The 26,533-nt window shown below is 51.8% G+C and carries 28 protein-coding genes; 24 read left to right on the top strand and 4 right to left on the bottom strand.

All coding sequences use genetic code 11. The features are described from left to right. Nucleotides 1-84: 84 nt before the first annotated feature. Complete coding sequence (locus FCS97_RS11535; protein WP_138518564.1) at nucleotides 85-3,042, bottom strand: Rne/Rng family ribonuclease; 2,958 nt, start codon at nucleotides 3,040-3,042, stop codon at nucleotides 85-87. Nucleotides 3,043-3,463: 421 nt separating this feature from the next. On the opposite strand from FCS97_RS11535, the gene FCS97_RS11540 reads away from it, so the two are divergent. The 4 genes from FCS97_RS11540 to FCS97_RS11555 are packed head-to-tail and all read left to right on the top strand — an operon-like array spanning nucleotide 3,464 to nucleotide 6,470. Further along, nucleotides 3,464-4,471: an RluA family pseudouridine synthase gene (locus FCS97_RS11540; RefSeq protein WP_138518565.1), complete on the top strand. Its 1,008-nt coding sequence runs from the start codon at nucleotides 3,464-3,466 to the stop codon at nucleotides 4,469-4,471. Further along, entirely contained in the window at nucleotides 4,468-5,127 is a 660-nt protein-coding gene (locus tag FCS97_RS11545) for an HAD-IIIA family hydrolase (RefSeq protein ID WP_138518566.1), read from the top strand. The genes FCS97_RS11540 and FCS97_RS11545 overlap by 4 nt, the downstream gene beginning before the upstream one ends. Before the next feature lie 6 nt (nucleotides 5,128-5,133). Then, entirely contained in the window at nucleotides 5,134-5,511 is a 378-nt protein-coding gene (locus FCS97_RS11550; RefSeq protein WP_138518567.1) for a Rieske (2Fe-2S) protein, read from the top strand. Nucleotides 5,512-5,513: 2 nt separating this feature from the next. Continuing rightward, nucleotides 5,514-6,470: a S49 family peptidase gene (locus FCS97_RS11555; RefSeq protein ID WP_138518568.1), complete on the top strand. Its 957-nt coding sequence runs from the start codon at nucleotides 5,514-5,516 to the stop codon at nucleotides 6,468-6,470. Nucleotide 6,471: 1 nt separating this feature from the next. Here FCS97_RS11555 and FCS97_RS11560 read toward each other — a convergent pair whose 3' ends face one another. Next, entirely contained in the window at nucleotides 6,472-7,167 is a 696-nt protein-coding gene (locus tag FCS97_RS11560) for an SAM-dependent methyltransferase (RefSeq protein ID WP_138518569.1), read from the bottom strand. A gap of 1 nt (nucleotide 7,168) precedes the next feature. Next, nucleotides 7,169-7,750, bottom strand: coding sequence for a Maf family protein (locus FCS97_RS11565; protein WP_138518570.1), 582 nt, complete (start codon nucleotides 7,748-7,750; stop codon nucleotides 7,169-7,171). 74 nt (nucleotides 7,751-7,824) lie between these two features. Here FCS97_RS11565 and FCS97_RS11570 point away from each other — a divergent pair, with 74 nt between their 5' ends. From FCS97_RS11570 to nagZ, 20 genes are all read left to right on the top strand, one after another. Further along, the gene (locus tag FCS97_RS11570; protein WP_138518571.1) at nucleotides 7,825-8,415 is read left to right on the top strand and encodes a YceD family protein; all 591 of its coding nucleotides are present in this window, start codon (nucleotides 7,825-7,827) and stop codon (nucleotides 8,413-8,415) included. 24 nt (nucleotides 8,416-8,439) lie between these two features. After that, nucleotides 8,440-8,622, top strand: a complete 183-nt coding sequence (gene rpmF / locus FCS97_RS11575; protein WP_008249122.1) for a 50S ribosomal protein L32 — start codon at nucleotides 8,440-8,442, stop codon at nucleotides 8,620-8,622. Nucleotides 8,623-8,687: 65 nt separating this feature from the next. Further along, entirely contained in the window at nucleotides 8,688-9,770 is a 1,083-nt protein-coding gene (gene plsX / locus FCS97_RS11580; RefSeq protein ID WP_138518572.1) for a phosphate acyltransferase PlsX, read from the top strand. After that, nucleotides 9,770-10,747: a beta-ketoacyl-ACP synthase III gene (locus FCS97_RS11585; RefSeq protein ID WP_138518573.1), complete on the top strand. Its 978-nt coding sequence runs from the start codon at nucleotides 9,770-9,772 to the stop codon at nucleotides 10,745-10,747. The genes plsX and FCS97_RS11585 overlap by 1 nt, the downstream gene beginning before the upstream one ends. A 37-nt stretch (nucleotides 10,748-10,784) precedes the next feature. After that, on the top strand, nucleotides 10,785-11,729 hold the full coding sequence (gene fabD, locus FCS97_RS11590) for an ACP S-malonyltransferase (RefSeq protein ID WP_138518574.1): 945 nt from the start codon (nucleotides 10,785-10,787) through the stop codon (nucleotides 11,727-11,729). Between the two features lie 14 nt (nucleotides 11,730-11,743). Beyond that, on the top strand, nucleotides 11,744-12,496 hold the full coding sequence (fabG, locus tag FCS97_RS11595) for a 3-oxoacyl-ACP reductase FabG (protein WP_138518575.1): 753 nt from the start codon (nucleotides 11,744-11,746) through the stop codon (nucleotides 12,494-12,496). 82 nt (nucleotides 12,497-12,578) lie between these two features. Next, nucleotides 12,579-12,818 (top strand): acyl carrier protein, encoded by a 240-nt coding sequence (gene acpP, locus FCS97_RS11600; protein ID WP_008249131.1) that lies wholly within the window; start codon nucleotides 12,579-12,581, stop codon nucleotides 12,816-12,818. A gap of 85 nt (nucleotides 12,819-12,903) precedes the next feature. Next, complete coding sequence (gene fabF, locus FCS97_RS11605; RefSeq protein WP_138518576.1) at nucleotides 12,904-14,142, top strand: beta-ketoacyl-ACP synthase II; 1,239 nt, start codon at nucleotides 12,904-12,906, stop codon at nucleotides 14,140-14,142. Between the two features lie 396 nt (nucleotides 14,143-14,538). Next, nucleotides 14,539-15,141 (top strand): RNA polymerase sigma factor RpoE, encoded by a 603-nt coding sequence (gene rpoE / locus FCS97_RS11610; RefSeq protein WP_008249133.1) that lies wholly within the window; start codon nucleotides 14,539-14,541, stop codon nucleotides 15,139-15,141. A gap of 16 nt (nucleotides 15,142-15,157) precedes the next feature. After that, nucleotides 15,158-15,808 (top strand): sigma-E factor negative regulatory protein, encoded by a 651-nt coding sequence (locus FCS97_RS11615; RefSeq protein ID WP_138518577.1) that lies wholly within the window; start codon nucleotides 15,158-15,160, stop codon nucleotides 15,806-15,808. 14 nt (nucleotides 15,809-15,822) lie between these two features. Further along, nucleotides 15,823-16,803 (top strand): MucB/RseB C-terminal domain-containing protein, encoded by a 981-nt coding sequence (locus tag FCS97_RS11620; RefSeq protein WP_138518578.1) that lies wholly within the window; start codon nucleotides 15,823-15,825, stop codon nucleotides 16,801-16,803. Between the two features lie 15 nt (nucleotides 16,804-16,818). Next, nucleotides 16,819-18,294 (top strand): DegQ family serine endoprotease, encoded by a 1,476-nt coding sequence (locus tag FCS97_RS11625; RefSeq protein ID WP_138518579.1) that lies wholly within the window; start codon nucleotides 16,819-16,821, stop codon nucleotides 18,292-18,294. Between the two features lie 124 nt (nucleotides 18,295-18,418). Then, nucleotides 18,419-20,212, top strand: a complete 1,794-nt coding sequence (gene lepA / locus FCS97_RS11630) for a translation elongation factor 4 (protein ID WP_138518629.1) — start codon at nucleotides 18,419-18,421, stop codon at nucleotides 20,210-20,212. 2 nt (nucleotides 20,213-20,214) lie between these two features. Continuing rightward, the gene (gene lepB, locus FCS97_RS11635) at nucleotides 20,215-21,075 is read left to right on the top strand and encodes a signal peptidase I (protein ID WP_138518580.1); all 861 of its coding nucleotides are present in this window, start codon (nucleotides 20,215-20,217) and stop codon (nucleotides 21,073-21,075) included. Nucleotides 21,076-21,094: 19 nt separating this feature from the next. Then, nucleotides 21,095-21,811 (top strand): ribonuclease III, encoded by a 717-nt coding sequence (rnc, locus tag FCS97_RS11640; protein ID WP_138518581.1) that lies wholly within the window; start codon nucleotides 21,095-21,097, stop codon nucleotides 21,809-21,811. 1 nt (nucleotide 21,812) lies between these two features. Beyond that, entirely contained in the window at nucleotides 21,813-22,709 is an 897-nt protein-coding gene (gene era / locus FCS97_RS11645) for a GTPase Era (RefSeq protein ID WP_138518582.1), read from the top strand. Next, nucleotides 22,702-23,436, top strand: a complete 735-nt coding sequence (gene recO, locus FCS97_RS11650) for a DNA repair protein RecO (RefSeq protein WP_171035289.1) — start codon at nucleotides 22,702-22,704, stop codon at nucleotides 23,434-23,436. The genes era and recO overlap by 8 nt, the downstream gene beginning before the upstream one ends. Continuing rightward, a complete protein-coding gene (locus FCS97_RS11655; RefSeq protein WP_138518584.1) occupies nucleotides 23,433-24,173 on the top strand; it encodes a pyridoxine 5'-phosphate synthase in 741 nt (246 codons plus the stop codon). The genes recO and FCS97_RS11655 overlap by 4 nt, the downstream gene beginning before the upstream one ends. A 24-nt stretch (nucleotides 24,174-24,197) precedes the next feature. Then, complete coding sequence (gene acpS, locus FCS97_RS11660) at nucleotides 24,198-24,602, top strand: holo-ACP synthase (RefSeq protein WP_138518585.1); 405 nt, start codon at nucleotides 24,198-24,200, stop codon at nucleotides 24,600-24,602. Nucleotides 24,603-24,626: 24 nt separating this feature from the next. Beyond that, nucleotides 24,627-25,649 carry a beta-N-acetylhexosaminidase gene (gene nagZ, locus FCS97_RS11665; protein ID WP_138518586.1) on the top strand — a complete coding sequence of 341 codons (1,023 nt, stop codon included), beginning with the start codon at nucleotides 24,627-24,629 and terminating at the stop codon, nucleotides 25,647-25,649. A gap of 78 nt (nucleotides 25,650-25,727) precedes the next feature. Here nagZ and FCS97_RS11670 read toward each other — a convergent pair whose 3' ends face one another. Then, nucleotides 25,728-26,510, bottom strand: a complete 783-nt coding sequence (locus tag FCS97_RS11670; RefSeq protein WP_138518587.1) for a peptidylprolyl isomerase — start codon at nucleotides 26,508-26,510, stop codon at nucleotides 25,728-25,730. Nucleotides 26,511-26,533: the final 23 nt, after the last annotated feature.

Raw genomic sequence — 26,533 nt, forward strand, 5'->3', positions numbered from 1 at the left:
CAGTTAAGGGAATCAGCCTGAAGCTTGATGAAAAAAACCCACTCAGCAATGAGTGGGTTTTTTTATGTTCGCCTACAAACTACTTTAGTTTGAACCGCTTCTGAATTCAGGTTTTGTTTCAACCAGAACCAGATTCTCTGCAGCAATTTGAACCACTGGTTTGCGTTCACGGGGAACACGCACAGGTTTGGGCGCTGCGGCCAGGTTGGACTGAACCACAGACCATTTTTCATGGTCTGTTTCAACCCACAGCATGCCAGCATTGCTCAACATCTGTTCCAGTTCAGCCTTGTCCAGCTTTGCAGTTGGTTTGACAACTGCTGGTTTGGCTGCTGGTTCAGCTTCGGGTTGAGCTGCGGGCTCGACGCCTGACAAAGGCGCTGTATCCACTGCGGCTTCAACTTGGGCTGAGGCTGGGCTATCAACCGCGGCTTGAACCTGCTCGGTTTCGGCCACAGTCTCTTGTTCCATGTTTTCAGACTTTGTTTCTTCCTGAGGTTGGGCCACCGCAGCGATCACTGATTGAACAGCTTGTACTTCCGCACCCAAAACACTGGACTCATCGGGATTGTTCTCCGTAGAGCCCATTTGTGTTGGTTCTGCAGGTAAACCCATTTCAGAAACATTCATGCCGGTTGCTGCAATGGTTTGCTCTGCTGTCTCTTCAGAAACTTGTTCAGAGGTTTCTGAAGACTGCTCAGTGCCAGCATTGTCACGGGCTGCCCCATCACGGTTGCCACCACGACCACGGCGGCGGCGACGGCGGCGTGGCTCATCACCACTCAGTTCCTCATCGTTACCATAAGACATGGTTTCTGCAATCTTGTTGGCCAAGTCCTCGTCATCTGCTGCATCAGCGGCCTGGAAAGTATCTTCCGACTGCATGGCGGCCTGGTCTACAGCTGCTGCTGTTTCACCTTCGCCTGCGCCTCGGCCACCTCGACCACGACGACGGCGGCGGCGACCACCGGTACGTTCATTTTGCTCGGCAGAGGATTCAGATGCATCGCCAGCCACAGCTTCCACAGCGGCCAACGGTTTTACTTCCAGCACCTCTGCACCTGCTGCACGCTCATCACGTGGTTTGCCCCGGCCACCACGGTTCTGTTGACCAGAGCGTGTTTGCTGCGCATCAGCGGCTTTCACTTCGTCGCCAGTTGATGTGCCTGTAGCCTCATCATCTCGGCCACGGCCACCACGTCGGCGATTTCTTCCACCGCGACCATTGCGCTGATCGTTGCGGTCACCTTGTGAACGATGCTGTCCACGGCCACCACGATCATTGGGCTTTTGTTCGATGACCACTGCTGGTGCTTCTGCTGTAGCGTCTCGCTTGAACCAGCCAATAATTCGCTGAATCAATGAAGGGCCTACAGGCGCGGCAGCGGCAACTGCCAATTCGGTCTTGGGCTTGCGTTCCTGGTGGGGTGGTGCGGGTTGGGTGGGAATAACACCTTTGATCACCGCTTCCTGACGTTTAACAGCTTCGCCTTCAACTTTCTTCTCGTAGTAGTTGGGCTCTTCCTTGGACGTTGCCAGTTCAAAACTCTGGCGTGGGTCCTCGAGGCGTTCATCGTCATGACGCAGGCGCGTGATTTCATAGTGTGGCGTTTCCAAATGTTTGTTTGGAATCAGCAGCACGTTTACTTTCAGGCGCGCTTCAAGCTTGTAAATCTCTGAACGTTTTTCGTTCAGAAGGAATGTCGCCACATCGACGGGTACCTGCACATGCACGCTGGCGGTGCCTTCCTTCATGGCTTCTTCTTGCAAAATACGCAACACATGCAGGGCCGTGCTTTCGGTGTCGCGAATCACACCAGTGCCATTGCAGCGCGGGCAGGTGGTGTGCGAGCCTTCATTCAGGGCAGGGCGGATGCGCTGGCGGCTAAGTTCCATCAGGCCGAAACGGCTGATCTTGCCCATTTGCACGCGTGCACGGTCAAAATGCAGGCTGTCTTTAACCCGGTTTTCCACTTCTTTCTGGTTGCCGGCTTTTTCCATGTCGATAAAATCGATCACGATCAAGCCGCCAAGGTCGCGCAGTCGCAACTGACGGGCTACTTCTTCAGCAGCCTCCAGGTTGGTGCGCAGTGCGGTGTCTTCAATGTCAGTACCACGTGTAGAACGGGCCGAGTTCACGTCGATTGACACCAAGGCTTCGGTGTGGTCGATCACGATGGCACCGCCTGAGGGCAGGGGGACCATACGGCTGTAGGCCGTCTCAATTTGGTGTTCAATCTGGAAGCGACTGAACAACGGGATATCGTCGCGGTAACGTTTCACCAAATTCATCATGTCAGGCATCACATGCTGCATGAACTGCTTGGCTTGATCGTAAATTTCATCGGTGTCGATCAGCACTTCGCCGATATCCGGGCTGAAATAATCACGAATGGCTCGGATTACCAGGCTGCTTTCCTGGTAAATCAGGAAGGCACCGTTGGCTGATTTGCCTGCGCCGTCGATCGCGGTCCAAAGTTGTAACAGGTAGTTCAGGTCCCACTGCAGTTCTTCAACCGAGCGCCCAATACCTGCGGTGCGGGCAATAATGCTCATGCCCTTGGGGTATTCAAGTTTGTCGAGCGCTTCTCGCAATTCCTGGCGCTCTTCGCCCTCAATGCGGCGAGAAACACCACCACCACGCGGGTTGTTGGGCATCAGCACCAAATAACGGCCTGCCAGTGAAATGAAGGTGGTCAGGGCTGCGCCCTTGTTGCCACGTTCTTCCTTTTCAACTTGAACGAACAGTTCCTGGCCTTCCTTGACGACGTCTTGAATGCGGGCCTTGCCAGCTTCTACGCCTTCTTTGAAGTATTGACGGGAAATTTCCTTGAATGGCAAAAAACCGTGACGGTCTTCGCCGTAATTGACAAAACAGGCTTCAAGACTGGGTTCTACGCGGGTAATAACACCTTTGTAAATATTGCTTTTCCGTTGTTCACGGCCAGCTGTTTCAATGTCAATGTCGATGAGTTTCTGGCCGTCGACAATCGCAACCCGCAACTCTTCTGAATGAGTTGCGTTAAATAACATGCGCTTCATGCACACTCCAATGGCACCGCAGTGCGAAAAGAGATGCTGAAAAAGCGGAAGGAACAAAGAGATACAAAAACGAATACAACAAAGCGCCGCTCGGCTTTAACCAAGAGCGGCGATCATACTAAGGCATTGATATTTAATAATAAATATTGGTTCAAATTTCACCTGCGTAAGGTGGGCCTGCGTCGTTTTTGTTAGTACCCAGCGCTTCTTGTGCGCGCTGGTGCGTAAAAATTCTTTGTTTCCAGCTTAAGGCGGGCATTCAGCCGCGCGCCTCTTTTTCAGCCATCATTGCCACCATCCAGGGTAGGCGGCACACCCACTAAATAAAATCGCGGTGGGGCGTATCCAGAAATGATTTCGGACGCTTCCCAAGCGATAATTCGATTATATGCTGAACCCGCCCAATTGGTAAAACAAAGAATTGAAAACACAGGAAAAACCCAATCCCGACAGGGCTGTTTTGCTCGAAATTGACGAAAAACATCAAGACCAGCGCTTGGACAACTTTTTGTGCAGTGTGTGCAAAGGTGTGCCCAAAAGCCATGTATTTCGCATCATTCGCTCCGGAGAGGTTCGAATCAACCGCAAGCGCGCAGAAGCAAAAACCAAGCTATGTGTTGGTGATGTAGTGCGTGTTCCTCCCATTCAAATTATTGAAAAACAAAGTCTTGAATCCATTTCCTCAAGTAATACTTTCAATAAAACACAGTTGCTCAAGGCGGCAGCCGATATTCCTGTGTTGTTTGAAGACGAGCATATGTTGGTGGTCAACAAGCCGTCTGGTATGGCAGTTCATGGTGGCTCGGGCAATAATTTTGGTTTAATTGAATGTATTCGGGCACTTCGGGCTGAAACCCACCAGGATTTGGAGCTGGTTCATCGCATTGATCGTGAAACCTCTGGAATCTTGATCATTTCAAAAAAACGCAGTGCTCTTAGAAAGTTACAGGAACAACTTAGAGCCAGATCCTGGAAGAAGTATTACAAAACCCTGGTGCTAGGGCACTGGCCTGAAACACTCAGGCAAGTTGACCTTCCCCTGTTGAAAACACAGGCGGGCGAGAAAGAGGCAAGGGTTTTTGTGGATGAAGCGGGTGACAAAGCCTGTACAAAGTTCAATGTAATTCAAAGCTATAAATCAAATTATTCAAACTTTACTTTAATTCAGGCTCAAATTTTGACTGGTCGAACGCATCAAATCAGGGTGCACACCAGTGCCAGCAAGTTCCCGATTGCAGGTGATGATCGCTATGGCAATTTCGAGATGAACAAACAACTCGCCAGGCAAGGCTTGAAACGCATGTTTTTGCACGCAGCGCGCCTGCAACTGCTTCATCCAGCCACAAATGAAACTATAGTACTGGAGGCGCCCTTGGCCCCCGAATTGGACAGTTTTTTAAAATCGTTACAGGCAGTACAACGCAGATGACCTACAAAATGGCGGTGTTTGACTGGGATGGCACCATACTCGACTCAACCGGTGCAATCACCCGATCCATTCAACGCGCCTGTCTTGATGCAGGTTTGCCCGACCCAGGTGAAGAAATAGCCTCCTATGTAATAGGCCTTGGTTTAAGTGACGCCTTGCGCCATGCGGCCCCCGGGGCCAGCGAAGCCCAAATCGGCTTGCTGGTTGAAAGCTACCGCAAGCATTACCTGAGCAAAGATCACGAGTTGGAGTTGTTCACTGGCGCGGTACCGCTGCTGAAAGAGCTGAATGAAATGGGTGTAATTTGTACGGTGGCCACCGGCAAAAGCAGGCAGGGCCTGAATCGTGCCATGGCAAATTCAGACACAGCCCGCTATTTCATGAGTTCTCGCTGCGCTGATGAATGCCACAGCAAGCCGCATCCGCAAATGATTCTGGAGTTGATGGAAGAATTCAACACCGACCCTGCCCATGTCGTGATGATTGGCGACACCACACACGACTTGAATATGGCAAATGCAGCCGGTGTTCATGCACTTTCTGTTCAAACGGGGGCGCATCCTCCCAAACTGTTGAACCAGGTGCCGCACTTGCAGTCATTTCGTTCAATCAACGAGTTGGCCCCTTGGCTGATTCAAACCATCTCAGCCCGTTAATTCACTATGCAGCAAATTCAGGTATGTCAATCCAGTGATCTTGAAGAAGGTGGCACAGGTTATCGCTTCAGGGTCTTGTACAACAACGAGGAAACCACCGCATTCATCGTGCGGGTGGACGATGCCGTCAGGTGTTTTTTGAATCGTTGCTCCCATGTGCCTGTTGAGCTTGACTGGAATTACGGGGAGTTTCTCGATGATTCCGGGCGAATTGTGGTTTGTGCCACGCATGGCGCCAGTTATGACGCAACCGATGGAAGCTGCCTGGGTGGGCCTTGCGACGGCAACCCCTTGGTGCGATTGAATGTCGAAGAGAAAGAGGGTGTAGTGTACTGGACCCCGACCGAACTAATTACAGTGCCAGCCGATGGTATTGAGGACTGACTATGAGTGAAGAGAACAATCAATGGGAACGCAAGCTGCTTGAGAAACTGGCCTCTGAGGCACTGGTCGAACAGCGCAGAAAGCGTCGCTGGGGTATTTTTTTCAAGCTGATCGGTTTGGTGTATGTGGGCGTGTTGATTGCCTCTGTATTGGGGCTTACCTCCAGCCCAAGCCTTGAGGCCAGCCGGCATGCGGCTTTGGTCGATCTTGATGGGGTTATTTCCAGCGACAGCCTGGCCAGTGCGGATCGAATCAACTCCAGCCTTAGATCCGCGTTTGAAAGTACGGCTTCTGTCGGAGTAATCCTTCGCATCAACAGCCCTGGGGGAAGTCCTGTTCAGGCAGGCCTGATCAACGACGAAATCAAGCGCTTGCGGGCAAAATATCCAGAAAAGCCTGTTTATGCGGTGGTTGAGGAAGTATGTGCCTCGGGTGGTTATTACGTGGCTGCAGCTGCAGACAAAATTTATGTGGACAAGGCCAGCTTGGTCGGCTCAATTGGTGTGGTCATGAATGGTTTTGGCTTTACCGGCACCATGGAAAAGTTGGGCGTTGAGCGCCGATTGATTACCGCGGGAGAAAACAAAGGGTTTTTGGACCCCTTTAGCGACGCTGACCCTTATCAAACCGAATTTGCCACACAAATGGCCGAAGAAATTCACCAGCAGTTCATTCAGGTCGTGAAGCAGGGTCGGGGCGACAAGCTTGCCCAAAACCCAGAGCTGTTCAGTGGACTGGTGTGGACTGGCGCAAAAAGTGTCGAGTTGGGTTTGGCAGATGAGTTGGGCTCAATTGACACCGTTGCCCGCGATGTGCTGAAAACAGAAGACATTCTGGACTACACCGAGCAGGATTCCTTGGCCGAGCGTTTTGCCCAGCGTGTGGGTGTGGTGTTTGCTCAGGGTGTTCGCAGTGTGTTTCCTGAGTTCGGCGCCCGTCAAAGCCTTGGTTTTCAATAATTTAGCTGGATAACCACAAAAACAGGCAGGGCAACTTGCCTGGCGTGGGTGCTCGTTTTTTCCATTGCCCCACTGTTTTGGTTTGAATGTGCTGTTCGTCGCCTGTTAAATCCCAGCCGATGCACAGCAATGTTGAGTCTGAAAGTTGTTTGAGCAGTGCCTCTATCAGCTTCTCATTCCTGAAGGGCGTTTCAATCACGATTTGAGTGCATTGTTGCGCTTTCGAATCTCGTTCAGTCTGCTTGATCCACGTATCCCGCTGCCCTGGCTCTACAGGCGGGTACCCATGAAAGCGAAAGTTTTGGCCGTTCAGACCACTTCCCATCAAAGCCAACAAAATGGAGCTTGGGCCAACCAAGGGGTGAACCGGGCATTCCAGCCTGTGAGCCAGTGCCACAATTTCTGCGCCAGGGTCGGCCACGCCGGGGCAGCCAGCGTCACTCATCACTGCAACCGGTTCTCCCGCCTTACAGCGCTGAACAACATCCTGGCGTTGCTGAGGGTTCAGCTGCGCAATCTCCAGTATTTGAAGCTCGCGAATGGGCACTGGCATGTTGAATTGCGCAAGCGCCGCCCTGGCGGGTTTGGCATTTTCAACCAGCCAGGTTTTGCATTGTTGCACCAAGGGCAGGTCGGCCGCCAATATTGGTGTTTTCGGCGTTTTTTGGCTTAGCGGGCTCGGAACTAGATAAAGCATGTCAAGGCAGGGTCAGTTCAAATTGTCGAAGTGCGTTCGCCACTTCGATCAAGGGCAGGCCAATCAAGGCTGTCGGATCGCTCGATTCAATGCGTTTTAACAAGGAAATGCCCAGACCTTCGCTTTTTGCCGAACCCGCACAATCATAGGGCTCTTCTGCAATCAGGTAGCGTTCAATCTCGGCGGCGTCCAATTCTCGAAACTCGACTGAAGTCGGTACAGTAAACTCTACGGATTGAGAGGTTTCTACGCAGCACACACACACCGCCGTGTGAAACACAATTGTTTTTCCGCTCATGCTGCGCAGTTGCGCACGGGCCCTGTCGTGGGTACCTGGTTTGCTGATGGCTACACCATCCACATCGGCCACTTGATCCGAGCCAATAACAATTGCGGTAGGGTGTTCGGCTGCCACCGCCATGGCTTTTTCTTTTGCAAGTCGCTTGCAGGTGTCCAGAGGGGTTTCATCGGGTTCGGGCGATTCGTCAATTTGAGGAGATTCGCACCTGAAGTTGATTTGCAGGCGGGTCAGCAATTCGCGGCGGTACTTGGAACTGGAGGCTAGATACAGTGAACGGGTCATTTGAATGGCGTGCTGGCTTTGACAGATTACGTTAGGCAGAGTATTATCGCGCGTTTCCTGCTTTTCTTATCGGCATGCGCCAAAAAGGCCCACTAAAACAGTTTGATGAATTCGACGCATGGTCGTTTTCTCGCTTGGGCGAAAGCATTCGCAGTGAAAACGTAAAGTTTGACTTCCCCAGGCTTGTCAACGACGAGAATATTCTGGTCAGCCATGTCGAAAATTGGGAAGTGTCCGGGCGAATCAATGCCAAGTCTGAAAGTGTTATCCGGTTTAAAGGCCGGTTTACCGCAGAGCTTTCTTGTGTAGTGTGTGGTTCAGGTGTGCAGCACGCCATCGACTTTGATCGTCATTTGATTTTAATGACCTCCGAGGCGCAAGCTGACAACTACGACGAAGACACGCTCGACGAGGATACAGACGTGGTTGCCTGCCCGGGTGCGATAAACTTGCGAGACTGGCTGGAAGATGAAATTTTGTTGGCTTGCCCAATGTTTCCCAAGCATGACGCCTGCGCTGAGGTAGCCGGACGCAGCTGGCAAGAAGAGGGTGCCAACCTAGAAGATACTGACGACCATCAGGATGACACTGCTGATGGCCCAACACAGGAAGTACAGCGTCCTTTTGCCAACCTGGGCGATTTGCTCAAGGGAAGCAAGAAGTAACACTTTTATACATGGAGCTTTAAAATGGCCGTTCAACAGAACAAAAAATCACCTTCGAAGCGTGGCATGCACCGCTCACACCAGAACCTGACAGCGCCCACTTTGTCCGCTGACTCCTCTTCTGGTGAAACACACCTGCGCCACCACATCAGCCCCAACGGCATGTATCGTGGCAAGAAAGTGGTAAAAACCAAAGCTGACGAGTAATTATTTACAAATCAACAAGGCAACTGCAGTCATGTTGCCATGAAAACCAAAAGGTCTAAGAACGGATGGTTCGCATAGCGATTGATTGCATGGGTGGAGACCACGGTTTGTCGGTCACCGTCCCGGCCTGTTTGCGCTTTCTCAAGCAGCATCCCGATGTTCAACTCGTGCTTGTTGGAAAGCAAGCCGAGATTGAGGCGGCACTGGCCAAGAAAAAGGCGTTGGAGCACCCCCAAATCACCATTCGTCACGCCAGTGAAGTGGTGGAAATGGATGAGCCTCCAGCGCAGGCTCTGCGCAACAAGAAAGACTCCTCAATTCGAGTGTGTGCCAACCTGGTCAAAGACGGGCTGGCGTCTGCGTTCGTCAGTGCCGGTAACACCGGCGCACTCATGGCGATTTCACGTTTCGTGCTCAAAACCCTGGACAGCATTGATCGCCCTGCAATTGCGTCGGCATTGCCCAATATGAAAGGCAAGGGCACGCTGATGCTCGACCTGGGTGCCAACGTGGATTGCGAACCTGCTCACCTGTTTCAGTTTGCGGTCATGGGCTCAGCATTCGTGAAAGGCACCGAAGGCATTGAAAAGCCGACAGTGGGTTTGCTCAACATTGGTGAAGAAGTGATCAAGGGCAATGATGTGGTCAAAAAGGCCTCTGAATTGCTGCGCGCAAGCGAATTGAACTTCTATGGCAACGTAGAGGGCAACGATATTTACAAAGGCACCACCGACGTAGTGGTGTGCGACGGTTTTGTGGGCAATGTGGCCTTAAAAACCTCTGAGGGCCTGGCGCAAATGCTGGGCGACATAATAAAGACAGAGTTCAAGAGAGGCCTGTGGCCCAAAGTTGCTGCTGTATTTGCAGCGCCAGTGTTGCTTAGATTCAAAAAAAGGGTGGACCACCGCCGTTACAACGGAGCAGCATTGCTTGGGCTTAAAGGGATTGTGATCAAAAGCCACGGCTCGGCCGACGCTTATGCCTTCTTCTATGCGATCAAGCGCGCTTACGATGCTGCCAACGGCAATTTGCTGGACAGCATCAGGCTCACCATGTCGCACTATGTGCCATTGGCCGCACCCGCGTCCGACAGCACTCAAGAGGCAGCGGCTACTCCCGCCGAGGCAAAACCTGACCAAGTGATTTAATGTCTCAATACAGTGCAATCCTTGGCACCGGCGCAAGCCTGCCAAGGCGTGCGGTTTCAAACCAGGAGTTGACTGAGTTTCTTGCCGAGAAGGGCGTTGAAACCAGCGCTGAATGGATTGAAACGCGCACCGGAATCAAGCAAAGATACCTTTGCGAAGCCGATGAAACCAACTGTCAAATGGCCAGCCAGGCCGCTTTGCAAGCCCTGAAGGCGGCGGGCGTATTGCCTGATCAAGTGGATTTGATCGTGTTGGCTACCTCCACCCCTGATCAGGTATTTCCGTCGACTGCTTGCGCAGTTCAAGCCGAAATTGGCGCCAAAAAAGCCATGGCCTTTGACATTCAGGCTGTGTGCAGTGGCTTTGTTTATGCGCTGACTGTCGCCGATTCCATGATTCGTTCAGGCCAGGTTGGCAATGCGCTGGTGATAGGTTCCGAAGTGTTTAGCCGCCTGATGGACTGGAACGATCGCACCACCTGTGTGTTGTTTGGCGATGGTGCCGGTGCCGTGTTTGTTCAGGCCAGTGCCGAGCCCGGTATTTTGGGCTGCAAACTACACTCCGACGGCACCTTGGCGTGTATTTTGAACACAACGGGTCGCATCGATGGCGGAAAAATTGTGGGTGATCCCTTTTTGCGCATGGATGGGCAGGCAGTGTTCCGCCAGGCGGTGTCCGTGCTTGGCAGCAATGCGCTGGAATTGTTTGAAAGTTTGAATTTCAAGCTTGAAGACCTGGATTTTCTGGTGCCACACCAAGCCAATGTGCGCATTTTGCATTCCGTTGCGAAAAAATTGAAGCTGCCCGAAGAGCGGGTCGTCATCACCGTTGGAATGCACGGTAACACCTCGGCAGCCTCGGTTCCATTGGCTTTGAACCACGCAATTGAGCAAAAACAGATTAAAAAAGGCGATAACGTGCTGTTACAAGGTGTCGGGGGTGGTTTTACATGGGGCAGCGTGCTCGTTCGCATGTAAAATAGCGCAAATTGCAAATTAGATGAATTCCTCGAAAATGACAAAAAAAATTGCCTTCCTTTTTCCAGGGCAGGGTTCGCAAGCAGTGGGTATGCTGAATGCATTCAAAAACAGCAATGCCACAGCCAGCCTTTATGCCAAGGCCGCCCTCGAAGCTGAGCAGGCGCTGGGACAAGACCTTGCTTCATTGATTGAACAAGGACCCGCAGAATCACTCAATTTAACCGCGAACACGCAGCCGGCCATGTTGATGGCGGATGTGCTGGTTTTGCGGGCTTGGCTCGCCGCTGGCGGCGCAGCACCCAATTTGGTTGCGGGGCATTCCCTTGGCGAGTATGCCGCACTGGTTGCAGCGGGTGTGTTCAGTCTTTCCGAGGGTTTGGGCTTGGTTCGCATTCGTGCCCAAGCCATGCAAGAGGCCGTTCCAGTGGGCCAAGGCGGCATGGCTGCCATTTTGGGTTTGACCGATGAGCAGGTGAAACAGGCTTGCCAGCAGGCCAGCGTAAACGGCGAGGTGGCTGAGGCTGTGAATTTCAATGCACCCAGCCAGGTGGTAATTGCCGGTAGCGCCCAAGGTGTGAAAGCCGCTTGCGAGGCTGCCAAGGCATTGGGTGCCAAGCGTGCCTTGGAATTGCCCGTGTCGGCGCCATTTCATTCCAGTTTGATGAAGCCTGCTTCTGTTAAATTGGCGGCGGCTTTGGCCAATACAAACTTCAACGCCCCCACAATGCCGGTGTACAACAACATTGATGTGGCTGTAGAATCCGATCCCGCGAGAATTCGTGATGCGCTGGTGCGCCAGGCTTATGGTCCGGTTCGCTGGGTTGAAACCATTCAAACCATGACTGCGGCAGGTACCACCCTGTTTGTGGAATGCGGGCCAGGCAAGGTTTTGGCGGGTTTGGTAAAGCGAATCAGTGATGTGCCTGTGGTCAATATTTTTGATCCAGACAGCATTCAAGCGGCGCTTGGCGCCGAATAAAAGGGATTAGTCGAATGACCATGTTTGATTTAACCGGAAAAGTTGCCTTGGTAACTGGTGCCAGTCGCGGCATTGGCCGTGAAATCGCGATTACTTTGGGCAAGGCGGGTGCAACTGTAGTGGGCACAGCCACGTCTGAGGCTGGGGCAGCCGACATTTCTGAGGGCCTGAAAGCCGCTGGTGTAAAGGGCTTTGGTGCAGCACTTAACGTGACCGACGGCGAAAGCCTGGAGCCCTTGTTTTCTAGAATTGCTGACGAACTGGGGCCACTGTCAATTTTGGTCAATAATGCCGGAATTACCCGTGACCAGCTTTCCATGCGCATGAAAGACGAAGATTGGGATGCCGTCATCGCCACCAACCTGTCAGCCGTGTTCAAATTGTCCAAGCTGGCCATGAAACCCATGATGAAGGCGCGCACTGGTCGCATGATCAACATCACCTCAGTGGTGGGCACCAGTGGAAACGCCGGGCAGGCCAATTATGCAGCGGCCAAAGCCGGCGTGGCTGGAATGACAAAAGCGCTTGCGCGTGAACTGGGAAGCCGCAATATCACGGTAAACTGTGTGGCGCCCGGATTCATCCAAACTGACATGACTGATGCACTGAATGAAACTCAGGTGGGTCAGTTGAAGCAACAAATCCCGTTGGGCCGTATGGGGCAGGTAGGCGACATTGCTGCGGCAGTGTTGTACCTGGCCAGCGACCAGGCGGGGTATGTAACTGGAACCACATTACACGTGAATGGTGGAATGTGGATGGGCTAATGGCAAGGCATTTAGAATATGATCTGTCATATCGCTTTGCTATTCTCACTCGATTTTATTAAAAACCCACGGAGGCTCCGTAATGGAAAACATTGAACAGCGCGTTAAAAAGATTGTGGCCGAGCAACTCGGCGTAAAAGAAGAGGAAATCAAGAACGAATCCTCTTTCGTAGATGATCTGGGCGCTGATTCCTTGGACACAGTGGAATTGGTCATGGCTTTGGAAGAAGAATTTGAAACAGAAATTCCTGACGAAGAAGCTGAAAAGATCACCACAGTTCAACAAGCAATTGACTACGTTAAGACGAACTCTAAGTCTTAATGGCTGAACTTGAAGGGGTGCGGAGGAAGTTTTGGCTTCCTCGGCCCCTGTCCGTTCAAGCAAACATTGGATAAAGGGAGGGCTTGTGAGCCGTAGACGTGTTGTTATTACCGGTTTGGGCATCATCAGCCCTGTGGGTAATTCTGTGAGCGAGGCTTGGACAAGCCTGACCCAAGGCAAATCTGGCATTTCGACCATTACCCGGTTCGAAACAGAGGCTTTGTCTGCAAAAATTGCCGGCGAAGTCAAAGGCTTCGATGTGGCAGAGTACATTCCTGGCAAAGAAGCCGCCCGCATGGATACCTTTATCCATTATGGTTTGGCTGCAGGAATTCAGGCATTCAAAGACTCCGGTCTTGAAGTGACCGAACAAAATTCTGAACGAATTGGCGTGAGCATTGGCTCGGGCATTGGCGGTTTGCCGATGATTGAAGACACCCACACCGATTTGATCAACAAAGGCTACCGCCGCATTTCCCCATTTTTCGTGCCAGGCAGCATCATCAACATGATTTCCGGCCACATGTCCATCATGTACGGCTTGAAAGGGCCAAATATTGCCATGGTGACGGCTTGTACCACGGGTACGCATTCCATTGGTGAAGCCGCACGCATTATTGAGTACGGTGATGCGGATGTCATGATTGCTGGCGGTGCTGAATCAACTGTGTCACCTCTGGGTATCGGTGGCTTTGCAGCCATGCGTGCCTTGTCCACCCGCAACGATGACCCCACAGCGGCAAGCCGCCCCTGGGACAAAGACCGTGATGGCTTTGTATTGGGCGAGGGCGCAGGTGTTCTGGTGCTTGAAGAATACGAGCATGCCAAGAAGCGTGGTGCCAAAATTTATGGTGAAGTGGTGGGCTATGGCATGAGTGCAGACGCAAGCCACATGACCGCACCTTGCACAGATGGCGACGGTGCAGCGCGTTGCATGAAAGCTGCTTTGCGCAATGCAGGCATGAACCCTGACGATGTAAATTATGTGAATGCGCATGGTACGTCCACTCCCCTGGGAGATGTCGCCGAAACCATGGCAGTGAAACGCGCACTGGGCGATCATGCTTACAAAACCGTGGTCAACTCCACCAAAAGCATGACGGGTCATCTCTTGGGCGCTGCCGGTGGTATCGAGGCAGTGTTCACGGCCCTGGCTGTTCATCACCAGGTTTCGCCACCTACCATCAACCTGATTGAGGCTGGTGAAGGTTGCGACCTTGATTACTGCGCAAACACGGCCCGTGAGATGAACATCAAACTGGCCTTGTCTAACTCCTTTGGCTTTGGCGGTACCAACGGTACTTTGGCCATTGCACGGGTGTAACGGGGCGCTCCTTGTCAAACACACGGTCGGGCAGCATGTTGAATGAGTTCGCATTCGCTGCCCGAGTAGTATCTGTTTCGCGCAAACCTGAAAAGCTTGTTTTCAAATTCACCTCAGAATGCGACTCGGGCATGCACGTCAAATTTGACCCCAGGTTTTTTCTGCTTCGCTCAACAATGGCTGGCCATGAGCAACACATGGTGTCTTTCTATCGCGCCTGGGTTTTGCCCTTCGGTATCTTCTTGTTTCCACAACAGTCCGCCTTGCTCAAAGCCAGGGCCTTGTTTGTGTCTGCGTCCTCTTCTGCTTTTCGGCAGTTGCGGGTTTTGGTCTGCCGCTTGCAATCCCATGAAAATGCGGATAAGCCTTCACTTTCCAGCTATTTTTGGAGGATGAATGTCCTCCGATAAAGACGATGATTTGCTGATCGTTCAGCGTGTTCAGGCTGGGGACAAACTTGCGTTCAACTTGTTGGTGAACAAATACCACAGGCGAGTGGCCCGATTGCTGACGCGCATGGTTCGCAATCAGGAAGACATTGAGGACGTGGTGCAGGAAACCTTCATCAAAGCCTACCGGGCCATTGGCAATTTCCGTGGGGACAGTGCGTTTTACACCTGGATCTACCGCATTGCCATCAATACGGCCAAGAATTTGTTGGTGACTCAAGGGCGGCGTCCTTCTACCCTGAAAGAATCAAATGACGGGGACAGTGAAACTTTTGAAGACAATGCTGCTCTTAGTAACATTGATACGCCGGAATCGCTCTACCAAACCAAGCAGATCGGTGAAGCGGTCAATGAGGCCATGGCGGCGTTGCCTGAGGAGTTGCGGTCGGCAATTGTCATGCGCGAGATTGATGGCCTGAGTTACGAAGAGATTGCTGCAGCAATGGATTGCCCAATTGGCACGGTTCGATCGCGAATCTTCCGCGCTAGAGAATCTATTGCAGCAAAAATCAAACCTTTGTTGGAACCCAAAGGCAGCAAGCGTTGGTAAACCGGTGAGTGTAGAAATGAACAGAAACGAACAAATTTCCGCGATGTTGGATGGCGAGCTTGATGAGCTTGAGCTCAAGCGCCTTCTTGAGTCCATGGAAGCTGAAGAAGCCGAAGCCTGGCAAGGTTACTGTGCGGTGGGCGACTTGATTCGTTCCAGCGAGATGATTTCGTTTCACTCCCCGGGTTTGGTAGGGCGCATTGCCGCCAGCCTTGAAAGAGAACCCACTGTAGTTGCACCTGTACTGGCTGCCAAAATTGATCGGCAAACCGCCTTGCAGCGTGTATTTTCAGCGGGACGTTCGCGTCGTTTGCTGGCCTCGGTGGCTGCGGTGGGGTTTTTCAGCTTTGCATTGAACCAGGCAGTTCCGCCCCTGGACAGCCAGGTTCAAATGGTTCGAACGCAAGCAGTCGAAAACACATTTACGGATCAAGAGCTGGCACTTTGGCAAGAGTATTTCATGGCCCATCAGCAAAACAGCATTCGAGGCGGGTTGTCCGGTGTGTCCCCTATTGCCCGGGTGGAAGCTGATCGCCCGATGCTGGACAATACAGAAACCATCATCGTGAACAATTCTGGCGCTGGTGAATGGATGAATGTGTGGGAACCTTCCCCATACAGCACGGACCCCAGCGTTGAGTTCAACTACGTTTCATCCAGCCGCTAAATGACATTGAAACCATGAAGATGTACCGCCCGTTTCACTTTGCCAAACACATTGCAACCGGCGTTTTTATGGCTTCGGTGGCTTTTTCCGCGCAAGCTGAGCAAAGTCTTTGGAGTTTGGTGTGGGCCAGCCACGATCAAGCCAAAACGCTCAGTTATTCCGGTTTGCTGATTACCGAGTCTGGCAAACATTCCCAAACCAGCAAATTGTTGCATCAGGCAACAGCGGGTGGTGAGTTCGAGGTTCTAGAGCGCCTGGATGGGCAACCCGCAAAATGGATTCGGCACAATGATCAAATTCAATGTGTGATCCCCGACCGAAAAATGATTCTCACCGAGAGACGCCATACCTCGATTGCGTTTCCCCGAGTGCTGGCGGGTGCTGACGGCTCAAATTCTTTGGAAAAGCTTTACACCATTGACGAAATGCCGGGGCGCCGCGTGGCTGGCCGTGCGGTTAGAGTGCTGAAGTTGACTCCGAAAGACGATCTGCGTTACGAATATCGGCTGTATGTTGATCGTGAAAACAAACTGTTGATGCGTTCAGAGCTTTATTCGCCGCAAGGTGAAGTGCTTGAAAACGTGGGTTTCAAGGAAATATCATTTGAGCCGGCCTTGATTGAAAATCCGTCTTTGGCCAAAGCCGGCCCTGGCTGGAGGACAAGCAGCACCGAGGTGCGCAAGTTAAGCCCTGAAGAATTGGCCTATGATTTGCCCGACTTGGCGTTTGGTTTCAGGAAAGCAGACACCGTGTGTCGAGTGAAGTCCAAAGACGATCAAATTCATCAAACCGTGTATTCGGATGGCTTGTCCACCTTGTCGGTGTTTATTCAAAAAGTTCAGGCCAATCACTCCATGCCGCAAGTGCCCATGAGCCACGGTGCAGTGATGTCGAAGTCTGAAACTCAGGGCGAGCACTTGGTCACTGTGCTGGGTGAAGTTCCTGAGAAAACCTTGGGACTTTTTTTAAAGTCCGTTCGTTGGAAGTCTCAATAACAAGGAAATTTTTAAATGAGATCTGAAGTGTTGAATTCCCGAAACTTTGTATGGATGGCCTTTTTTTTGCTGGCCGCAGTGTTTTTTGCAGACTCGGTGCCTGCACATGCGCAGACCAATGCGCGCGGCTTGCCCGACTTTTCTGATTTGGTGGATCGCGTCGGCCCTGCAGTGGTCAACATTCGTACCACTCAAAAAGTAAGCCAGAATCCGCAAGGTTTTCCCGGTTTTCCGGGTATGGATCCCAATGATCCATTTTTCGAGTTTTTCCGCCGCTTTATGCCACCAGGCACACCCATGCCCGGGCAGCCTGGCCAGGCACCGCGCGGTGGGCAGCAAGCTCCTGAGCGTGAAGTGCCCAGTGGTGTGGGCTCAGGCTTTGTCATCGATTCCGATGGTTTCCTGCTGACCAACCACCACGTGGTAGATGGTGCGGAATCCATTATCGTGACTTTCCCGGACAAGCGGGAATTCAAAGGCAAGGTCATTGGTTCAGACCAGCGAACCGACGTTGCCTTGGTCAAAATTGAAGGCAAAAACCTTCCCTTCCTGAAAATCGGGAATGTGGCCAACACCAAGGTGGGTCAATGGGTGGTGGCAATTGGGTCGCCGTTTGGCCTGGAAAACTCGGTGACAGCCGGTATTGTGAGCGCCAAAGGCCGAGACACTGGTGAATATTTGCCCTTTATTCAAACCGACGTTGCCGTAAACCCAGGAAACTCGGGTGGCCCCTTGTTGAATCTCGATGGTGAAGTGATCGGCATTAACTCCCAGATTTACAGCCGCACTGGCGGCTTCATGGGTATTTCTTTTGCCATTCCAATTGACGAAGCCATGCGTGTGGCCAAACAGCTGCGTGAAACTGGCAAGGTAAGCCGTGGTCGCATTGGTGTGGGCATTGGTGAGGTTGACAAAGACGTGGCGAAGGCCTTGGGCCTGGACTCTGCCGTGGGTGCCTTGGTGGGCTCTGTGGGCAAAGACAGCCCAGCGGACAAAGCGGGCGTGATTGCAGGCGACATTATTTTGCGGTTTGATGGCAAAAAGGTGGAGAAAGCCTCTGATTTGCCACGCATCGTGGGTGAAACCAAGCCGGGCAGCAAGGTCAACATGGTTTTGTGGCGCAAGGGCGCTGAAAAAACCGTGTCGATTACGGTAGGAGAATTTGAGAATGAGGCTGCCAAACCAGCAGCTGCGCCTGCTGAAAAACCAAAGGCTGCTGAGGCCGATAAACTGGGTTTGACAGTGACTGATCCTACTGCCCAGGAAAAGTCGGCGTTGAACCTGAGCGGTGGCGTGGTCGTGCGCAACGCAGTGGGTATGGCTGCATCTGCGGGCATTACGGTGGGTGACGTCATCCTGCGTGTGGGCCGAACCGATATCACTTCGGCCAAACAGTTTGCAGACTTGGTCAAGGCCATTCCAAAAGGACAGGCCGCCCCAATGTTGGTGCGCCGCGGCGAGAACTCTTTCTTCGTGGTGTTGACACCCTGAGCCTTAAGTTCTGAACAACTCGGCGGGCCTGGCGAAATATGCTGTAAAGCAAGGCCTGATCGGGTAAAATGACACGTTACCGAAATTTTCAGGGGGCCGAGCAGCCCCCTTTTTAATGATGCAAATGCAGCACATACGCAATTTTTCGATCATCGCCCACATTGATCACGGGAAATCTACGCTGGCCGATCGCCTGATCCACAAATGTGGCGGCCTGAGCGATCGGGAAATGGATTCTCAAGTGCTTGATTCTATGGACATTGAGCGGGAGCGTGGCATTACCATCAAGGCCCAAACCGCAGCACTTACCTACAAGGCCAAAGACGGCAACACCTATTTGCTCAATCTGATCGACACGCCAGGGCACGTCGACTTTTCTTATGAAGTAAGCCGGTCACTATCTGCTTGTGAAGGTGCATTGCTGGTTGTGGATGCCTCGCAAGGGGTTGAAGCCCAAACTGTGGCCAATTGCTACACAGCCTTGGACCTGGGCGTTGAAGTTTTACCGGTGTTGAACAAAATTGATTTGCCGCAAGCTGACCCTGAAAATGCGAAGTCTGAAATTGAAGACGTCATTGGCATTGATGCATCCGAGGCCATTGCAATTTCAGCCAAAACCGGGCTTGGCGTTGAGGATGTACTTGAGCTGATTGTGAACAAGGTACCACCTGCGCGCGGCAGCCGTGATGCACCTTTGCAAGCCCTGATTATCGATAGTTGGTTTGACAATTATGTGGGCGTGGTGATGCTGGTACGTGTCATCAATGGCGTGCTGAACCGCAAAGACAAAATCAAGCTGATGGCTACAGGCGATACCTACATTGCCGACGACGTGGGTGTGTTTACGCCAAAGTCGGTTGCGCGTGAATCGCTGTCTGCTGGCGAGGTGGGGTACATCAACGCGGGTATCAAGTTGCTTGAAAGTGCGAAGGTTGGTGACACAGTGACCTTGGCGGGCAAGCCTGCCGACAAACCTTTGCCTGGTTTCAAGGAAGTGCAGTCCCAAGTGTTTGCTGGTTTGTTCCCCGTAGAATCAAACCAGTACGAGGCTTTGCGTGAGGCGCTGGACAAACTGCGCTTGAACGATGCCGCTTTGAATTACGAGCCTGAAGTATCGCAGGCCCTGGGCTTTGGTTTCCGTTGTGGTTTCCTGGGTATGTTGCACATGGACATTGTGCAAGAGCGCCTGGAGCGTGAGTTCGACATGGATTTGATTACCACTGCTCCAACAGTGGTCTATGAAATCAAACAGCGTGATGGCACCATTCTGCGGGTAGACAATCCCTCCAAGATGCCCGACCTGAGCAAGGTTGATGAAATTCGCGAACCGATTGTAACCGTGAATTTGTTGATGCCCCAAGAGTATGTAGGCTCGGTGATGACGCTGTGCACAGGGCGGCGCGGCACACAAACCAATATGGTTTACCACGGGCGTCAAGTGCGAATTACGTTTGAGATGCCCATGGCCGAAATTGTGCTCGACTTCTTCGATAAACTGAAGTCGACCTCACGTGGTTATGCGTCAATGGACTATTCCTTCAAGGAATACAGGCCGGCAGATATCGTGAAGGTTGATATGCTGATCAACGGTGAAAAAGTAGACGCTTTGTCGATCATGGTTCACCGAAGCAATGCGGTTTATCGTGGCCGTGCTGTGGCTGGCAAAATGCGGGAAATCATTTCTCGCCAAATGTTTGATGTTGCGATTCAAGCGGCAATTGGCGCCAATATTATTGCCCGTGAAACAGTGAAGGCTTTGCGAAAAAACGTGTTGGCCAAGTGTTACGGTGGCGATATTTCACGCAAGAAAAAACTGTTGGAAAAGCAGAAGGCAGGCAAGAAGCGCATGAAGCAGGTTGGTAATGTGGAAATTCCACAAGAAGCGTTTTTGGCCATTCTCCAAGTGGAAGACAAATAACAATGAATTTTTCCCTGATCCTGTTTTTGCTGGTGTTGTTCACCGGCTTTTTCTATGCGCTTGATGTGTTTGTGTTCAAGCCAAAAAGAAAAATGGCAGCAGAGCAAGCCCTTGCCGGTTCAAGTGCAGGTGTGGGTGGCGACACTGAAAGACGCATTCGCCAGCAGTACATGAAGCAGCCTTTGTGGCTTGAATACAGTGCAAGCTTTTTTCCAGTCATTTTGTTTGTGTTTGTGTTGCGCTCGTTTGTGGTGGAGCCGTTTAAGATTCCATCAGGTTCCATGATCCCTACGTTGTTGATTGGTGATTTGATTTTGGTGAACAAATTCACCTACGGCATTCGCTTGCCGATTGTCGACAAGAAAATAATTCCCATCAACGACCCTCAGCGTGGCGATGTCATGGTGTTTCGTTATCCTCTTGACCCCTCGCTGGATTACATCAAGCGTGTGGTGGGTGTGGGTGGCGACGTGGTGGAATATCGCAACAAGAAGCTGTCGATCAATGGGCAAGTATTGCCTGTAAAAGAGCTGGACAAATACTACGATCCGAACAGTTTTTCATATTCGCTTCAGTTTCAGGAAACTTTGGGTGGCAAGAAACACCTGGTGCTTAATGATGAAGATGCGCCACCTTATGTGATTGGTGCGCAGACCTTCAAGAATCGTGATAACTGCAAATACGATGTGACTGGTTTTCGCTGTGTGGTGCCGCAAGGACATTACTTCATGATGGGGGACAATCGGGACAATTCCAGCGACAGTCGTATTTGGGGCTTTGTTTCAGATGAGCAGGTAGTTGGCAAGGCATTCTTGGTGTGGATGAACTTCAATGACTTTTCCCGAATTGGCTTGTTTCACTAAAGCCAGCTGGAGGTATTGAGTGGACAGTTCAAAGTATTCAAGTCTTGAAGCTGCATTGGGGTACTCGTTCAAAGACCAGGCTTTGCTTCGCCTTGCCTTGACTCACCGCAGCTACAGCAGCCATCACAACGAGCGTCTGGAATTTCTGGGTGACAGTGTGTTGAATTGCGCAGCCTCCATTTTGTTGTTCGAATCGCATCCAGACATGGATGAGGGCAAGATGTCGAGGGTGCGCTCGCACCTTGTAAAACAGGACTGCCTGGCCATGGTGGGCCGCAACTTATTGCTTGATCAATACCTGTTTTTGGGGGCTGGCGAGCTGCGCAGTGCAAAAGCGATCAAGGACAGCATCGTGGCCGACGGTCTGGAGGCCCTTTTTGGCGCCATTCTTCTGGACTCAGGTTTTGAGGCAGCCCGCGATTGTGTGGTGCGTTTGCTCAAGCCTGTAATGCTTGAAACCCCGATTGAGTCCATGGGCAAAGACCCCAAAACCCGCTTGCAGGAATTGCTGCAAGGCAAACGCTTGAAGCTGCCAATCTACCGCGTGTTGGTGGAGGGGGGCACCTCGGCCAGTCCCGAATTCAGCGTGGAATGCTCGGTTGAAGATCTTGAAATTACCAAGGTTGGACAGGGACATTCTCGCAGGGTGGCCGAGCAGCACGCCGCGCAAGCGGTGCTTATCGAATTGCTTGAACGGGAGTATTCTGACCCCAACCAAGCCAGCAGGAGGCAATAACATGGCCGAATCAAAGTGCGGCGTGATTGCCGTGGTGGGACGCCCGAATGTGGGCAAATCCACCCTGATGAACGGAATGATTGGCGAGCATTTGTCGATTACGTCCAGCAAACCACAAACCACCCGTCACCGGGTGCTTGGGGTAATGACTGAAACCATCAAAGACGTGCCCACCCAGTTTATTTTTGTGGATACACCTGGCTTTCAAACCAAGCATTCAAACGCCTTGAATAAAACCATGAACCGCGCTGTGCTGACCGCGCTGGCCGATGTGAACGTGATTTTGTGGGTCATTGAGCAAGGCAAATTGACCCCGGCGGACATGAAAGTACTGGAGCTGTGCCCCAAGGGTGTGCCGTTGGTGGCGGTGGTTAACAAGGTGGATTTGCTTGAAAAGAAAGCGGAGATACTGCCTTTTCTTGAGAAGGTAAGTGGGCAACGCAATTTTGATGCGATTGTGCCCTTGAGCGCGCAAGCCATCAAAAACCTGGATGCACTGAAAGAGGCTGTTTCTGCCTTGTTGCCCGAGCAGCCCTTCTTTTACGACGAAGATACTTTGACCGATCGTCCGGAAAAGTTTCTGGCAGCTGAGCGTATTCGAGAAAAGCTGTTTCGTTTGGTGGGCGACGAATTGCCTTACACCTGCACTGTGGTGATTGATAAATTCGAGATTGAGGATGGTCGCCGGCTTATTTATGCTTCCATTCTTGTTGATCGTTCTTCTCACAAAGCCATGATTATTGGCAAGGGTGGCGAAAAGCTGAAGCGAATTGGCTCCGAGGCGCGCCAGGACATGGAGCGCTTGTTTGGCGGCAGCGTGCACCTGGAAACCTGGGTGAAAGTGCGCAGCGGTTGGGCGGACAATGCAACCTTGCTTCAAAGCCTGGGGTATGAATAACACTCGATCCAACACGGATTTTGCCTATGTACTGCACAGTGTGCCGTACAAGGAAACCAGTTTGATTGTCGAGCTGTTTTGCAAGGAACACGGGCGTTTGCCCGTGGTGGCGAAAGGCGCAAAAAGACCCCATTCGGGTTTGAGGGCTGTGTTGGTCAGCTTTCAGCCACTTTCAGTGCGTTTTGCCGGGAAGTCGGAGGTAAAAACCCTGATGCAGGCCGAGTGGTTGGGCGGTTTGATGTCGCCCGATGGCAAAGCCCTGTTTGCTGCTTACTATCTGAATGAACTGCTGATGCGCGGCTTGAGTCGTGAAGACACTCACCCTGACCTGTTTGATCTGTACCAAAACACTTTGCTGGGATTGGCCAGCGGTGATGACATGAATGTTTGCATTCGCCAGTTTGAGGTTGGTTTGCTTCAATCCCTGGGTTATGGGCTTGACTGGCAGCAGGACAAGGCAGGCCTTGCAATTGACCCCGAACGCCATTACGTGTGGCAAGAGCAGGAAGGCTGGGCTCCCTCAGACGGGGGAAATGTAAACAATTCGATGAACAGCAGCGTTGAGCAGCTTGTCCAAGGCTTGTGGATTGCTGAAATTCAGAATGGCATTTGGTCAAAGTCTGCGGCCAGTGCCTTAAAACCGATTACCCGAAAGCTGTTGATGACGCACATTGCGCCTAACGGTTTGATGTCTAGAGTCTGGATGGAGCATTTGTTAAGAGCATGATAGAACTCGGTGTCAACATTGATCACGTGGCCACAATTCGCCAAGCCCGCAGGGGGCATGAGCCTGACCCGTTGAGGGCGGCTTTGCTGGCCGAAGAATATGGGGCGGATGCAATTACCGTGCACGTTCGGGAAGATCGACGCCACATGCAAGATGACGATGTGCGGAGGATTCGGCCGTTGATCAGCACGCGCATGAATTTCGAATGTGCGGTGGTTGAGGAAATGATTCGCCTGGTGGAGGATGTAAAACCCCAGGATGTCTGTTTTGTGCCAGAACGCCGGGAAGAGGTGACAACCGAGGGTGGTTTGGATGTGATTGGTGGTTTTCACCTGATTGCGCCAGCAGTTGCCCGGTTGAAAGACCAGGGCATGCGAATTTCATTGTTCATTGACCCGGACATGGATCAAATTGAGGCAGCGCTGAAATGTGGCGCGGACGCCATTGAGTTGCACACGGGGCGTTATGCCCATGCCCTGGGGCCCGCGGTTGAGCTTGAGCTGTCGAGAATTCGAAAGTCGGCCAATTTTGGCGTGGCCGAGGGTTTGAGGGTGAATGCCGGGCATGGTTTGAATTATGAAAATGTACAGCCTGTGGCTGCGATTGAAACCATTTCAGAATTGAACATCGGCCACAGCATTGTGGCCAATGCGGTGTTCATGGGCTGGGAGGGCGCAATCAAGAAAATGAAAGAACTTATGATTTCGGCGAAGTTGGAAGCAATTAGACCGCGTTAATTTAAAAATGGGTTCAAATGCCTCATGATCGACAATATTCTAGGTTTGGGTTGTGACATTCTCGAGGTCGCCCGACTTGAGAGTTTGCTGCGCAAGGGCAGGGAGGTGTTTATCAAGCGAGTGCTGACACCTGCCGAAATTGATGAGTATGAACGCAGGTCTGATAAATCGGCCATTCGAGGCACCCTTTTTATCGCTACACGCTATTGCGCCAAAGAAGCGTTTTCAAAAGCCATGGGCACCGGAGTTGGCGCGCAGTTTTCATTTCAGGATTTGTCGGTGTTGAACAGTGAATCGGGGGAACCCGTTTTGGTTTATTCCGAGCATCTGCAGAATTGGTTAAAGTCACGAAGGGCTCTGGCAAAAATTTCAATCAGTGATGAACAAAATTACGTGATGTCTACGGTTATTTTGTTTTCAAAACAATAATTTAATTTAAGGAATTCACGCGTTATGTTAGGTCCATTCATCATTGGTTTGACGGGTTTGACTTTGTCCCAAGAGGATATTGCACGCATTCAAAACCCGGCCGTTGGCGGACTTATTCTTTTCACAAGAAACTTTGAAAGTAAGGCCCAACTGATTGATTTAGTAGAGTCTATCAGGGCCAATGGGGGCTTGAGCAAGCCTGTTTTTGTGGATCATGAGGGTGGCCGAGTGCAGCGTTTTCGGGATGGCTTCACTGCCATTCCTTCGATGCGGCAAATTGGTCAAAGGGCTGCAACAGATTTCGACGATGCGGTGCTTTTGGCCCGGGAAGCCGGCTTTGTGATGGCTGCAGAGTTGCGCGCTTGTGGCATCGACATGAGTTTTGCACCAGTTTTGGATCTGGATTGGGGCAATAGCGAAATTATTGGCGACCGCTCTTTTGGCAAGGATGCCAGACTGGTGTCCCGCTTGTCTTCGGCTTTGATGAATGGCATGGCCCTGGCAGGCATGCAAGCCTGTGGAAAACACTTTCCGGGCCATGGCTGGGTAAGTTTGGACAGCCATTTGGCCTTGCCCCACGACAATCGCCCTTTGAATGAAATTTTGAAGGTGGATGCGCTGCCGTACCAACTGAATTCAACCTTGAATATGGCCAGTATTATGCCGGCCCATGTGGTGTATTCCGAGGTAGACCCCATGCCTGCATGTTTTTCCAGCTTCTGGATTCAAGAGGTGTTGCGGGTGAAGTTCAGCTTTGATGGGGCCGTGATCAGCGACGATTTGGACATGGTGGGTGCGCATGGTGTGGGTGATATTCGAGCCCGAGCCAGCGCGGCTTTGCAGGCCGGTTGCGATGCAGTGCTGGTGTGCAACAATTTTGACGACATCGACACCTTGGTGAACAATCCAGTGCCCGAGGTTCATGAAAACATGGAAGTGCGAAACCGCCGCTTGAGCCGACTGCTTTCGGCGCAGTCGCTGGATTGGGATAGTTTGCGACAAAGCTACATGTATCAGGCTGCAATCGACCGAATTACCAATGCCTGATTTGCTTGTTTGAACGAGCAATGAAAAAAGCCGCCAACTGCTGTAGTTGGCGGCTTTTTTGTTGTTGAGCAGCAGGCTTTACTTCACTTTTGCGCTGGACAACAGTTTGCCTTGATACTCTTCCCACTTGTCGTTGATCATTTTCTGCTCAAGCTGTGGACGAATTTCTTCAAGTTTGGGTGCTGTGGCCTCGCGGGTGTCTGCCAACAGAATAACGTGGTAACCAAACTGGCTTTTCACGGGCGTTTTGGTGTACTCACCTTTTTTCAGGCCTACCATGGCCTGAGAAAACTCGGGTACAAAGCTGTTGGGGTTGGCCCAATCCAGATCGCCACCGTTGGGTGCTGAGCCAGGGTCTTTGGACTTGGCCTTGGCGATGTCTGCAAACTTCCCGCCTTTGCCCAACTGGTCGATAATTGCTTTGGCCTCGGCTTCTTGTTCAACCAGAATGTGGCTGGCGCGGAACTCGCTGCCGCCCATCATTTTGGCGATTTCCGCATACGCCGTTTCGACTTCTTTGTCGGTCAGTTTGGTGTTTTTGTAGAAGTCTTCACGCAGGGCGTTGGCCAGAATGGCCTGATTCATCATCTGCACCTGGTACTTCACTTCGGGGCTGCTTCCCAAGCCTTTTTTCACGGCTTCCTGCTTCATCACTTCCTGATTGATCAGTTCTTGACGAATGGTGGCGCGCATTTCAGGCGAGGCTGCCTGGCCACGCTTTTCCTGCTCGGCCATGATGAAGTCGATCAAGGCGCTGGGAATGGACTGGCCATTGACCACAGCGGCATTTTGAGCATAAACGGGGTTGCCCAGAACCAGTGCGGCGGCCAGACAAGTTGCTTTCAGGGTGGTTTTCAACATAACAAATAAACCTTGTGTCTCAG

It is taken from the genome of Limnobacter alexandrii, assembly GCF_005871185.1.
Classification (GTDB): Bacteria; Pseudomonadota; Gammaproteobacteria; order Burkholderiales; family Burkholderiaceae_B; genus Limnobacter; species Limnobacter alexandrii.